15 protein-coding genes are annotated in these 12,470 nt (G+C 60.1%); 13 read left to right on the top strand and 2 right to left on the bottom strand.

Annotation, left to right across the window (positions count from 1 at the left end; translation table 11 throughout):
• Positions 1–75: 75 nt before the first annotated feature.
• Positions 76–459 (bottom strand): FHA domain-containing protein, encoded by a 384-nt coding sequence (locus AC1DMA_RS09855; RefSeq protein ID WP_478124879.1) that lies wholly within the window; start codon positions 457–459, stop codon positions 76–78.
• Between the two features lie 385 nt (positions 460–844).
• Here AC1DMA_RS09855 and AC1DMA_RS09850 point away from each other — a divergent pair, with 385 nt between their 5' ends.
• Positions 845–2,173 (top strand): tyrosine-type recombinase/integrase, encoded by a 1,329-nt coding sequence (locus AC1DMA_RS09850; protein ID WP_478144072.1) that lies wholly within the window; start codon positions 845–847, stop codon positions 2,171–2,173.
• Between the two features lie 26 nt (positions 2,174–2,199).
• Here the strand turns inward: AC1DMA_RS09850 and AC1DMA_RS09845 are convergent, their stop codons facing one another.
• Positions 2,200–2,484, bottom strand: a complete 285-nt coding sequence (locus tag AC1DMA_RS09845) for a hypothetical protein (RefSeq protein WP_478144071.1) — start codon at positions 2,482–2,484, stop codon at positions 2,200–2,202.
• A 556-nt stretch (positions 2,485–3,040) separates the two neighbouring features.
• On the opposite strand from AC1DMA_RS09845, the gene AC1DMA_RS09840 reads away from it, so the two are divergent.
• The 12 genes from AC1DMA_RS09840 (at position 3,041) to AC1DMA_RS09785 (ending at position 12,418) form a co-directional block, all read left to right on the top strand.
• A complete protein-coding gene (locus tag AC1DMA_RS09840) occupies positions 3,041–3,214 on the top strand; it encodes a hypothetical protein (RefSeq protein ID WP_478144070.1) in 174 nt (57 codons plus the stop codon).
• Positions 3,215–3,607 (top strand): type II toxin-antitoxin system death-on-curing family toxin, encoded by a 393-nt coding sequence (locus tag AC1DMA_RS09835; RefSeq protein ID WP_478144069.1) that lies wholly within the window; start codon positions 3,215–3,217, stop codon positions 3,605–3,607.
• Between the two features lie 775 nt (positions 3,608–4,382).
• On the top strand, positions 4,383–4,610 hold the full coding sequence (locus AC1DMA_RS09830) for a hypothetical protein (RefSeq protein ID WP_478144068.1): 228 nt from the start codon (positions 4,383–4,385) through the stop codon (positions 4,608–4,610).
• 124 nt (positions 4,611–4,734) lie between these two features.
• Positions 4,735–6,099: a hypothetical protein gene (locus tag AC1DMA_RS09825; protein ID WP_478144067.1), complete on the top strand. Its 1,365-nt coding sequence runs from the start codon at positions 4,735–4,737 to the stop codon at positions 6,097–6,099.
• 2 nt (positions 6,100–6,101) lie between these two features.
• Positions 6,102–6,644 carry an HNH endonuclease gene (locus tag AC1DMA_RS09820; protein ID WP_478144066.1) on the top strand — a complete coding sequence of 181 codons (543 nt, stop codon included), beginning with the start codon at positions 6,102–6,104 and terminating at the stop codon, positions 6,642–6,644.
• Positions 6,645–6,739: 95 nt separating this feature from the next.
• The gene (locus AC1DMA_RS09815) at positions 6,740–8,311 is read left to right on the top strand and encodes a hypothetical protein (RefSeq protein WP_478144065.1); all 1,572 of its coding nucleotides are present in this window, start codon (positions 6,740–6,742) and stop codon (positions 8,309–8,311) included.
• A 377-nt stretch (positions 8,312–8,688) separates the two neighbouring features.
• Positions 8,689–9,027: a helix-turn-helix domain-containing protein gene (locus tag AC1DMA_RS09810; RefSeq protein ID WP_478144064.1), complete on the top strand. Its 339-nt coding sequence runs from the start codon at positions 8,689–8,691 to the stop codon at positions 9,025–9,027.
• Entirely contained in the window at positions 9,024–9,215 is a 192-nt protein-coding gene (locus tag AC1DMA_RS09805; RefSeq protein ID WP_478144063.1) for a hypothetical protein, read from the top strand. Before AC1DMA_RS09810 ends, AC1DMA_RS09805 begins: the two co-directional genes overlap by 4 nt.
• Positions 9,212–10,168: a toprim domain-containing protein gene (locus tag AC1DMA_RS09800; RefSeq protein ID WP_478144062.1), complete on the top strand. Its 957-nt coding sequence runs from the start codon at positions 9,212–9,214 to the stop codon at positions 10,166–10,168. The genes AC1DMA_RS09805 and AC1DMA_RS09800 overlap by 4 nt, the downstream gene beginning before the upstream one ends.
• Positions 10,169–10,254: 86 nt before the next feature.
• Entirely contained in the window at positions 10,255–11,685 is a 1,431-nt protein-coding gene (locus AC1DMA_RS09795; protein ID WP_478144061.1) for a YfjI family protein, read from the top strand.
• Positions 11,682–12,149 (top strand): hypothetical protein, encoded by a 468-nt coding sequence (locus tag AC1DMA_RS09790; protein ID WP_478144060.1) that lies wholly within the window; start codon positions 11,682–11,684, stop codon positions 12,147–12,149. Before AC1DMA_RS09795 ends, AC1DMA_RS09790 begins: the two co-directional genes overlap by 4 nt.
• Complete coding sequence (locus tag AC1DMA_RS09785) at positions 12,146–12,418, top strand: hypothetical protein (protein WP_478144059.1); 273 nt, start codon at positions 12,146–12,148, stop codon at positions 12,416–12,418. The genes AC1DMA_RS09790 and AC1DMA_RS09785 overlap by 4 nt, the downstream gene beginning before the upstream one ends.
• Positions 12,419–12,470: the final 52 nt, after the last annotated feature.

Below are 12,470 nucleotides of genomic sequence, written 5' to 3'. Positions count from 1 at the left end.
CGACCTGTCATGGTTTGCCCGGAGATCGATCGGCGCGAAAGGAGCGTGAGCTTGTTGGCGCGATCGATGCGCCGATCAAACCCGCGCCGGGGAGGTCTCGTGCGTCCGGTCGAATTCGGCGAGCAGTTCGGGCGTTGTCATGAGACGTAAAGCGTCTGTCGAGAAATGATGCTCGCTGGCGAGGAACCGCAGCTTGAAAGAGCCGATCGAGATTTCATCGCCGGCAGCCAAGGCGTGGGATGCCACACGAATGCCGTTGACGAACAGGCCGTTGCGGCTTCCGAGATCGTTGATCGTGACCACCGAGCCGGAAATCGTCACGATGGCGTGTCTGCGGCTGACGTGCATGGAATCGAGCACAACGTCGTTGGTTGATCCTCGGCCAATGGTGGTTTCGGTCGGGTGCAAGGCGACCTGTTTGGTCGCGGCGGAACCCTTCATCAGGATCAGATTTGGCATGCGTCCTCCGGCGCTCGATTTGTAACACGTAATTGTTACATTGAGTACGACGCGTGCCTGAGCGGAAACTGAACGAATCGGGCGTTGAACCGCGTGCAGACCTGAAAAAAGCCGGTAAGCGGACCCTGGAAGGGGCGCTTACCGGCTTGATCTCGGTTTGACTGGTGGCTCTTCACGGACTCGAACCGCGGACCTGTGGATTATGATTCCACAGCTGAAACGATTCGCCGCGATTCGTTGTCGTTGATACACTCCTCAGAAACCGACTGAAATCAACGGCTTACCGCAGGCATCAGCTTTTCTGGCGTTGATCAGGATTGGTTAGTTTTTGGTCAAACTGCTTACATGGCTGCTTACATGGCCACCATGTAACCGCTGGAGTTGTATGGAGCGAGTCAATTTCACCGCCGGCCGCGTCGCTGCTTTCAAGTGCCCTGATGGCAAGGAGCAGGGCTTCCTTTGGGACAGCGGCGTACCGGGCCTAGCTCTCAGGGTCACCGCCAACGGCAGCAGGGCGTATGTTTTTCAGAGCCGCTACCAAGGCAAAACGGTTCGCATGACCATCGGAAGCCCCGATGTTTGGCGGATCGGCGATGCGCAGGAAAAGGCCCGAGAACTTCAGCGCCAGATCGACGAGGGAAGGGATCCGCGGGCGGTGAAGGCCGAGACGATCGCGACCGATGTTGCCAAGCGAAAAGCCATTGAGGGCGAGGCGCTCACCGTCGGTGAAGTCTGGAAGGTCTACCTTGCCGACCGTAAGGAACGATGGGGCGACGTCCACTACAACGACCATGTGAAGCTGTCCAAGGCCGGCGGCGAGAAGGCAAAGAGGGGCACGAGGGGGCTGGGAGTAACGATCGCCGGCCCTCTCTACCCGCTTATGGCCGTGCGCCTGCGCGAGCTTGATTCGCCGACGATCGAGCGATGGGCCACGACGCAGACCAAGACCCGCCCAGCCTCGGCGCGGCTTTCCTGGCGGCTGCTGCAGGTGTTCCTCACTTGGTGCAGCGAGCAACCGGAGTATGCGCATCTCATCCCAGCAAAGAACCCCGCGAAGACTCAAAAGACGCGCGAGACGCTTGGCACCTCGGGTGTAAAGAAGGATGCATTGCAGCGCGAGCAACTCAAAGCTTGGTTTGAGGCAGTTCGGGGGCTCGGTAGCCCTCTGATCTCCACCTACCTTCAGTGTCTATTGCTGGTCGGGAGCAGGCCGGGGGAATTGCTTGTGCTTCGGTGGGAGGACATTAACTGGCAGTGGAAGTCGATGGTGATCCGCGACAAGGTCGAGGGCGCGAGAGAAATCCCGCTGACACCCTATGTGGCCAGCTTGCTGCAGGCGCTTCCTCGATACAGCGGCTTTGTCTTCGCGAACTCAAAGGCGAAGGGGCTAATGACGGAGATCGAGAAGGAAAGGTACGGGGCCATGGCAGAACCGCGGGACATGCATGCGCGTGCTTGTCGTGCGGCGGCGATCCCGAAGATCACACAGCACGGGCTGCGGCGATCTTTCAAGAGCCTGAGCGAATGGATGGAGATCCCTGCCGGTGTGGTTGCCCAGATCCAAGGGCACAAGCCGAGCGCGACGGCAGAGAAGCACTACACCGTGCGCCCTCTGGATCTTTTGCGCGTCCATCACGAGCGGATCGAAGGGTGGATTCTTGAGGAGGCCAAGGTGCCATTCACGCCGAACCAGGATGGCGCTCGCCATGCTTGAGGCCGCAATCGGTGGTCTTGTTGGCGCTAAGTGGCGGCGCTTCTCGTCTCACAGTACCAAGTCTGGTGGACCCAAACTCCAGCAGAGGCGCGCTCCACGCCTGAAAAGCTGATCGTGTCGCTGAACAATGCAGCGATCACCGGACGATAGAGCAGTCCATAGGGCTCCTGCTTTTGCCCTGGTCCGCTCTCGTACAACCCAATGGCGTCCAACCCGGCCTGTCGCGTGAGTTGGAGCATTCCGAGGCTCCAAGGCTGTTCCGAGAACTCCTGCGGCGAGAGCTTCCGGCCGCCTCTGTAGCGACGTTTCATTCGGACTCTCATACTGGATAAGCATACAGCTTTTGCTTTCCTGATGGCATGAAACGAGCCGACAGGATTCCTGTTGGCGCCCACCAGTCTGCAGCGACAGTGGCGCACAGTGGACCTCGACCAGCTTGACCCGTCGCGGAGTTGCCGCTCTGCCAACAATCCACAGCCCCCATGGGCACGGAGGGGTACGAGCAGGCGCCGGTCAGGGTCTGCATACGAGCCGATGCAACGTTCATCAGGGATTAGGGAAGTGTGGCCACTAACATTGAGGTTTTACGATGCGCCCGCATCTGCTGTCAAAATGGGGATCGCACTTTTTGCCCTAGTTAAAAATGTCCTGAAATCCCCGGTTAGCAACGGAGCTCTCGCAAACCGTTATTAACGGTGCTACGAAATCAGGCAGAATCTAGCGAAGAGAGATATCGATCGTTAGTAGAACTGCTGCAGAAGCAGTGAAGAAACTACCAGCGGCGCCGATACCTCTAAAGGTAAGCGAGCTGCACAGCTTGCAGGATGACTGGCTCTCCATCGAGCCACGATTAGGAAGAAGAGCATCATGCTCACACTTGAACAACTCAAGATGCGGGCCCAGAACGGGCATCGCGTCATGATCCGTCCAAGGGTCGAGGTGCGTGCACATACGCCTGCGCAAAAGCGCCAGGTCCTCGACGCGGCGCGTCACGTAATCAACGAACACCGCGAAGTCCTTGTCGCGCTGAAGGATCGTTGATTGCTTGATGTCGATTTCGTCGTGACAGTGCACGACGAAATCATTCGCGACCTGGGAGGCCTTCCCGGGTTTGCGGGCGGCGGTCGGGAAGGCGTTATTTCCGCTCTAGGGCGCGTCGAAAATCATGCGCTCTACGCTGGGCTGGACGATGTGTTCGGCATTGCGGCGATGTATGCCGTCGCCCTCGCTAGGGGCCACGTTTTCAATGACGCCAACAAGCGCACCGCGTTGGCGTGCGCTCTGGCGTATCTGAAAGAGCAAGGGATCGACATCCCAGCGCACCCGCAGCTAGAGGATCTGACTGTCGATCTTGCGACGGGCGCGTTTACGAGCGACGAGTTTGGCTACGTCCTGAGCCTCATGGCTGGGGGTGACGGAGGCGATCAAGACTGATGGGCCCGTCCGTCTGCGCGGGGAATCTGCGGGACTGACCCGTCAGACTCTCTGCAGAACAGTACATGATCGAGCGACGAGCGACGAACCAAGGGGTCGCGGGTTCAATTCCTACCAGCCGCACCATCTCATGAAGGGTTAGCTCAGCTCGTTAACGCGAGCTAACCCTTTTCCTTTGGCGGCGGCCGTGTCGGCAGGTGCTTCCCGGCGCCGCGCCATCACCTTGATATCGGGGTGGCGCCGCTTGATATAGCGCAACACGTCGATACCCGAGTCCTGCGTGGCCCACGAAGACCAATCCCGGAACGCACTGCAGCCAGCGGGCGAAGCTCTGCTGTATCGCAACTGAATCGTTCACCAACAGCACCCTCAAGGCTTCACCTCACGTTTGGTCGCGATCGTGAGCAATTTTGCCGGGTGCGATCGTGTGCCAATTGCGGTTCCTCAACCGTTTCGATGCGGGTGGTCGGTGTCGCCAGAAGTGTCCGGGATGACGCTACAAAAGCTACAAAACCCTCTTTCGTAGCTTTTGTAGCCACGCGGCCATCGGTGCTGTCGGAAACAAGCTGCTGTGGATAACTTTGTGCCGAACACCAACCGGTGTGTTGCTCAAAAACTAAGCGGACGACGTGGCTGCCCGCTGTGATTGGAGAGAGGCGACTTGCACCAAGAAGTTGTCCACAACGCCGAAACCATGCAACGGGCGTTATGTCAAATATGAGTACGAAATAAAATAAATTGTACGCATCAAGGGAGCATCTGCTACATTGCCTCCATGGCGAACGAAGCAGCAGACGAGCACATGACGCCGGACCAATTCGCGTCCGCTCTGCAACAACTGGGGTGGAAACAATCCGACTTCTGTCGAAAGACCGGCGTTGACAAGAACACCCCCAGTCGATGGATGAACAGCATCACGCCGATTCCGGCATGGGTGCCCGCGTACTTGGGTGCGATGGGAGAAATCAAGCGGCTGCATGCGACCTACGTAGAGCCGAAATAGATCCGCCGCGCGTCAGGGCGGAAGGCGGCACCGGGTGCCGTCTTCTCTGAGGCAATCAAGGCGCCGGCCAAGGTGGTGGAACACCGAGACCGGCTAACCAGAACAACCTGTTAAGGAGGTGATCATGGCTTCTCGCATTGTCGCGCACGCTGCGACTTTTCCTCATTCTCTGCCCGGCGTCGCGATTGCTTCGCGCTGGTCCTGCGACATCTACCGGGGCAACGCATGCGACCTCATTGCCGCCGGTCTCATGAAAGCCGAGCAGCTTCTTGCGCAGAAGGGTCGCGTCGATGGGTACACGGCCTTCCTGCCGACCGGTGAGCCGGTGGCGCCGAAGCAGAGAGTCTGTTGGCGTGAGCCTGGATTCACCGCTATTCGTCAGCACGATGACGGCACGGTCACCATCGAGATCACTGTCCCCAAGGACGTACAGTTGGCGCGGCGCAAGGCAGAAAGAGCCGCCGAGTTCGAGGCGGAGCAGGAGCGCATCAACGATGAGATTGTTAAGAACGGGCACAAGTACCGCGACTGGGTTCTAAAGAAGGACTTTGGCGGTATCGCTGAAACGTGGGAAGGCACCAAGGCTCAACTTCAAGCTGCGGGGCTCGGAGTTGGTTTGAGGTTTCCGGGTGAACCCGGCGGACCAAGAGAGTTGCGCTGCAAGTGCCCTCTTGGCTTCGATTTCCTCGTTCGTGTTCATTCTTACGATCGTGCTCGCAATGCCGCTGGCATCTACACCGCGCATAGCTGGTACGACCGGGGCGAAGTCCATAAGCAATTGATTCCTCACGCGCCAGGCGTTGAGCGCGAGGCTTGGACACCTGACGGCTACAACTCAAGTTCGGACGTCTACTACGGTTCCGCAAAGGCGCTCGTCGCTGCAGGGCTGGTCCCCGACCTGACCTACTTCCCGGGGCAGCCAGGGAGGAACAAGGTGCAGGTCACTCACACAAAAGATGGGAGCGGGCAGGATTGGAGTGGGACCATTCGCAAACGCGGTAGGTCCGGCCTATTTTGCGTCGAAGTGCCTGTGTCCAAGGCGGACGCTCATTGCCGAACCTTGCTGCGCAAAGAGCGCGAGGAAGAGCGGAAGCGAAACGAACTCAGGCTCTCAGCCGAACGCCGAGCCCTCCGGCAGGGTGCCGATCGCACGGACAAATCAGACTCGGTGTTCCGTGCCGAACGGGCTAAGTTGGTTGACGTTCTCATCAACCTGATCTGGTCTGAGGTGTTCGTTACGTCAGACGGTGCATTGAGCTTTGATGTCCCAAAGGACGGCGAGCTGCGGGACAGCTTGGCAGATGCCTTCCAGGCCATCAGGGATGCGGTTAAAGAAGCCGAGATCGCGAGAGACGAGGGCATCCAGACGGCGGCAGAGACTCGTCTCAAGGCGGTGGCGGCCCGCAACGACAAAGGCTTGCAATCCATTTTGCGCGAAGCTAAGGGCTTGCGATTGGTGCGCTCTGCCCCGGACGAAGATGCGAGTTGAGCATGTCAAAGGATCGCCTGCTGCAACGACCCATCTACGGAGGCGTCTTCGGGGAGGAGGGTCAATATGCTTTGGCAAGCATGACCGGTGTCTCACGCGGCCTGCATACGACGCGCTACATGGTGATCCATCCGCAGGCAGGCGTGGTCCTCAGCGTCTCGGACGACAAGGTGCAAGCTCTCGCGGCAGCACGTCGTCGCCTGAATGCTGCGAACGACAAGCGGGTGGCTTTGCCGAGCATCACGGTTCAGAGCGAGTTTTGGCCCGATGAGCCGCTTTTGACCTCCCCGCCCGCGCCACTGCGGTACGTTTCTCGCCGGAGGCGAGATATCTTCCAGCACTCAGACGGCAAATGCCACTACTGCGGCGCAAAGCTGGATCTCACGGGGAAGTGGCACGTAGAACACCAGCTCCCGCGGGCTCTCGGTGGCGGCGATGACGCGCTGAACCTCGTTGCAGCCTGCGTCCCATGCAATCTCGGTAAGAGCGACAGCAGCGCAATCGAGTTTGTTGCTCGCGGCGGGCGACCATCGGCGGATCGATAAACTAGTTTTTGCCAGCCCTAGGCTGATCACCAAAGACCCGTTCCCTGACGGGCTGGGCTGGCACCTTTTTCAGGGCTGCGCTGTGAGGGGGTGCAATGGGTCAGATCGATTGGAAACACTGGTCGGCGCTAAAAGAGGTCAGGATCTCGGAAGCGGTCGCGTTGTCGCTGAACATCGACCCAGATGATCTGGAGTGGGACGACTACGACGAGAGCTTCAACCAAGGCAAGGACTTCGATAAGCGTCTCAGGCTCCTGAAGAGCGGCGCGTCCGATCGGGCCCACTTCACCGCATGTACGCTAGACATGACCTATAGCTGGGCGTGCTGCATCCGATTGATCGAAGCCGGTGTATGGTTTGAGATGAACGAACTGGCTTTGCCGGAAGGATTTCCGCGACCGGTTCGGCCAGTGATTAAGCGATACATCGAACTCCCGGAGAACGTGCCGATTCCATTCGGCGACTTGGCTCTGAAAATGGCGGAAGCCATGTGGCCAGACCGAGGCGAGACTGATGATCGGATGGACTTTGGGGTCGCGTTGGTCAACTTGGAGGGAGAGCTTCGGGGAGCGGCAGAGAGTGGCACCCTCACCGTTCGAAATGCGTCAACGCTGAAAAAAGAGACCTTCATTGCCGGCGCGGCGTTGAAGAGGACGGTTGTACTCCCCCGGGAAGATCTCGCCCCATTTCTGAAGGAACGCGGAGGCATTGACCTTCGCCTGCTCCCCCATGGAACGGGCCCAGACTACTGGACCATCGAGAACGCATCGAATGCCATTGCAGAGCAACTGAGTTGGCACAAAGGCTCACGAGAAGCCTTGGTGCGGCAGATGATCTCCGCCGCTCAGGCTGGGGACTTGATCGTGCGAGACCCGCAGTCGTCCCTGCCAGATCGGCCCACGGTCGTTCGTCCGTACTACGAGCTTTTGACTCCTGAGGATGTGAATGCCTGGTTAGGGCGGCAATCGGCACCCTATAGATGGACGCTGAAAAGCGGCTACACGGCCGCATGGTTCGAACAGATTTACGAGGCGAGCGTCTGGTGGGGCTTGGCGAACATATCCGTTGACGAAGCAGCAATGCTGCTGTCCGGAGCGAATCCCCACGATCCTCATGCTGACCCGATGAGCACTACACACGAGGACGGCACCGGGCCGAAGGACTACGCAATCCTGCGGCGCGTCTTCGAAGATGTCGCTGGCGACGGAGTAAAGCGATCGCTAGGGCTGTGGCTCGCTGTCGCTGAAGAAAGGGGACTCCGTTACCACTCGTGGATCGGTGAATGGTTGGGCGCCCGCGGTGAATCCGTGAAGAAGGTCCTTGAGCTGGTTGCCAAGGGGAAAGCGGCCCAAAGGGTGGATACCGAGCTGGATACCAAGCCGGCCAACATGGTTAGCGACCAAGTTAGCGCGATCGAGGCGGTCCTCACAAAGAAGGCGCTAACCGACCAATATGCAGGGCGCTGGCCGTCGGTTGTTGCAGATTTGGCAGACGCGAGCAAGAACGGCTTGGCGGCGTGCGCGAAGGCGGGCGCGCGCGGTTGGAAAGAACTCTCAGCGATCGAATGGGCTCGGACACGTGGCAAGCTCAAGGAGCCCAACGCTGCAGCCGAACTGTCCTCGGTGATGAGGCAGCTCCCACGACGTCAGCATCGCATGGGCGACTAATTCTCGGCTGGTTCTCGGCATTTTCTTGGACCTATCTCGGCGGTTTCTCGGTTCGAACGATCTGAAAAGAATTGGGTTCCATACGTCGCCATTCGGAGGCGTTTTGGAGCATCTATGCAAACCGCTACGCCTCAGGGCGCAGAGTCAACGCAAGCCGAAAACCACGCTGCGTTTGTCCCTCTCGATCGTGAAACCCGGCCAGCAGTCGATACAGCGGCCGCCGCGCATTACCTAAACCGCCGTCCACAAACCCTTCGCGGCTGGGCGTGTTTGGAGAACGGCCCCCTGCGTCCTAATCGGGTGAACGGCCGCTTGGCTTGGCCCGTTGCTGAGATCCGAAAGCTCATGGGCGCCGTCCCTTCAGAAGGGGGCGCCAAATGAATAACCCGACTGAATCTACGACAACTCAGCCGGGTTACGAGGGGAACATCACTGGCCTCGATTTTACGGCTGTCGAGGCTGCTCTGGGGACGCCCTTTCGGTTTCATCTCGATCGCAAAGCCCAGCACCAGATCATCCTGAAAGCTCTTCGTACAGGCGCCAAGACGACTGACCAGCTTCGCGCACTCGGCTGCTTTCAAGCCCCGACCCGGATCTTCGAACTGCGCGAGCAGGGTTACTCGATCGACACCGATCTCGTGACCGCATGGGCGGCTGATGGTCGCCCACATCCCCGCATGGCGCTCTACACGCTCAACGAGCCGGAGGACGCATGACGGAGACCGAATCAAAGCAGTTCGCCACGTTGGCAGCGGAGTACGCGATGCTCGGTCACGCGCTGATCAAGGCCCAGCCAAGCGACACCGAAGCCCCGTACTACGCGGCAAAGTGGGGCTGGCTCAAGCCCCTTCACAACATCGAGGCGGCGCAGCAGTTGCTCGACCAGATCAAGGGCAGCCAATGACCGACCCAGTAGACCTCTTCCGCAGAGCAATGGACGCTGCAGGCATAACGCCTCCCGATGAAATCCATGCTGACGGCCGGCTTCACCGCTTCAGCCCCACCGGGAAGCGCAAGGATGATGCGGGCTGGTACGTGCTTCACCTCGACAACCTACCGGCCGGCACCTTTGGTGACTGGAGATCCGGCGAAGCGCAGAACTGGTGCGCCAAGTCCGACAACGAACTCAGCACTTCGGAGCGGCAAGCAATCCGAGAGCGCATCAAGGCCGCGCAACGTCTGCGCGATCGTGAGACGGCTGACCGCAACACTTCGGCGGCTGTGAAGGCGGCAGATCTCTGGGCTGCGGCGATGCCGGCTATTGCGCACCCGTATTTGACGGCGAAAGCGGTGAAGTCATTTGGACTGCGGACCGGGAAGTGGCCGCGTTGGGATGGTGAAACCGGCGAGATCACCACGATCGACAACGTGCTGATGATCCCGATGCGAGACACCGTTGGGAAGCTCTGGAGCCTTCAAGGAATCAACGCAGAGGGCGACAAGCTGTTTCTCTCAGGAGGCAAGGTCAAGGCCTGCTATCACTCCATCGGACGTCCCAGCGGTCGCCTGATCCTCGGAGAGGGCTATGCGACCTGCGCGACCGTCCATGAAGCCACCGGCGACGCTGTCGCAGTGGCGTTCAACTCCGGCAACCTGGAGCCCGTCGCACGCGCTCTTCGGGCGAAGTATCCCTGCCTCTCGATCGTCATCGCGGCGGACGACGACTGGAAGACCAAGGACATAAGGACTGGTGAACTCAAGAACCCCGGACTCACCTGTGCGCGCCTCGCGGCTGCGGCGGTTGGGGGCTCTGTCGCAGTGCCAGATTTCTCGAGTCTCGCGCGAGGTCCAAGGGACACGGACTTCAACGACCTGATGCGGCTTGCCGGCGCTGTGAAGATCGGGGGTGCGGCATGAATGCGGCCGTATCGAACTTGGCTCTTTCGGCCGTGCGTGGCTCCATTGATTCCGCAAAGCCCGTCCTCGATGGCTGGAGCGAGCCAATGCCGCTGCCGGATGCACTCCCTCCTGTGATGGCGTTCGATCCCGAGCTTCTGCCGGAACAGATCCGCCCGTGGGTGATGGACATCGCGCACCGCATGCAGTGCCCGCCTGACTTTCCCGCGGTCGGCGCGATCACAGCGATCTCAAGTTTGATCGGCGCGCGTGCTGTCGTGCAGCCGAAGGCGAAGGACGATTGGCAAGTGGTGCCGAATCTATGGGGCTTGATCATCGGTAGCCCCGGTGTCATGAAGTCACCGGCATTGAGCGAGTCACTGCGTCCCCTGAACCGGCTGGAGGGGAAAGCCCGGGAAGCCTGGGAAGCCGAGCACGAGGCGTGGGAACTCGATGCCAAGGTCGCCGAGATGGCGGATGACGCCAACGACAAAGAGGCGCGGAAGGTTGCGGCCAAGGACCCGGAGAAAGCGCGTTCCCTGCTCAAGCCAACTGAGGTGCCTCCGTGCCCACCCGAGCGGCGATTCATCGTGAATGACGCCACAGTCGAAAAGTTGGGCGAGTTGATGAGCGCAAACCCCTGGGGCTTCATGGCCTACCGGGATGAGATTCACGGCTTGCTCAAAGGCATGGACCGCGAAGGCCAGGAAGGGGCACGAGCGTTCTATCTGCAAGCCTACGACGGCAATCAAGGCTACACGTTTGATCGCATCGGCCGCGGCACTGTGCGCATTCCTCGGGTCTGTCTCGCCATGCTCGGCGGCATCCAGCCAGGTCGGATCCAAAGCTACGTCCGTGATGCCGTCTCCGGTGGCGCTGGTGACGACGGGCTCTTGCAGCGTTTCGGACTCACGGTCTGGCCCGATATAGGAGGCGAGTTCAAGAACGTCGATCAGTGGCCCGACACCCCCGCAAAGCAGTTGGCGGGCGACGTCTTCGATCGGCTCGGAGAACTGGATACAGCCGACGAGCCGCGTGTTTGGCGTTTCGACGATGGGTCACAAGCCCTGTTCAACGAGTGGCGCGAACCTTTCGAGCGCGAAATCCGAAGCGGCAACATGCACCCGGCTTTGGTGGCGCATCTTTCAAAGTATCGAAAGCTGATCCCGGCGCTTGCCCTAGTCTTCACCATGATCGACTCACCGGAGGCCGGCACGATCACCGAGCAGCACCTTCTGCGCGCGCTGGCGTGGAGCGAATACCTCCGGAGCCATGCAGAACGGCTCTACAGCGCCGCTGTGATGCCGGAGACGGGCGCCGCTAAGACTTTGCTCGCCAAGGTAGCTGCGGGGGCTCTGGGAGGCTCATTCACGCCCCGTGAGGTGGCCGTGAAGCACTGGGCGGGGCTGGCTACTCCCGATGCCGTACGGAAGGCGGCAGAGGTGTTGGCGGACTATGACTGGCTTCGACGTGACGTCATCCAGACCGGCGGACGCCCAAGCGAGCGGTACGACGTGAACCCCCGGGGGGCGGCATGAACTGGCTGGCGCGGCTCAAGAAATCCGGCGAGAGAGCCCAGGAGGACGCTACGAAAGCTACAGAAGCCCCTTTTGTAGCTTTTGTAGCCCCGTCCCCCGCACCTTTGCAGAATTTCGAGGTGTCGGCGGACCTGGTGAATGATCCGGAGTTCGATCCCGGGGACATGGATCGGTGGTGCTGGCCGCACAGTGACGCGATGACGGGCGCTGAGATCGACCGCATGTCTGCTAGGTCGGTGTTGTTCTCGAAGCGCGGCTTGCGCGTCGAACAGTCTGAGCGACTGGCCGACGCCTTGGTGAAGCGAGATCGGGAGTTGGACGACCGGCGCATGTGCATCGAGTGTGCCAACTTGAGCGGCAAGCATTGCTCTGCTTGGCAAGCGGCGGGCGCCGGAAGAGTCGTCGAGGCGCTCATCCAAATGCCGCAACGGTGCCCGGCGTTCCAGGCGGTCGCAGTGCTATGAGAAGCGACGCAGACCCGGCAGCCGTCCAGACGACAGCGGACCAACTTCACGCCGCCGCCCTGCAACGTGAGCTGATCATTTCCGCGGACCTTCGTGTGAATGAGAAGGATGCTGCGGGCCTACTCGGCTACGCGGCTGGTTACCTCAAGCACATGCGCCAAGAGGGCCGAGCGCCGAAGCACTACACCCGAGGCGTCGGGGGAGGTCGGATCAGCTATCGCCTCACCGACATTGCGATATGGATCGAGCACCGTCGAGAGGATTGGTAAGGGGACAAATCGGCACTCGGCGGCATCGAGAGATTGGACTTGAAATCCGACC

The sequence above is a fragment of the Variovorax sp. 05N34 genome (assembly GCF_056397405.1).
This window is presented reverse-complemented; position numbering and strand designations above follow the sequence as displayed.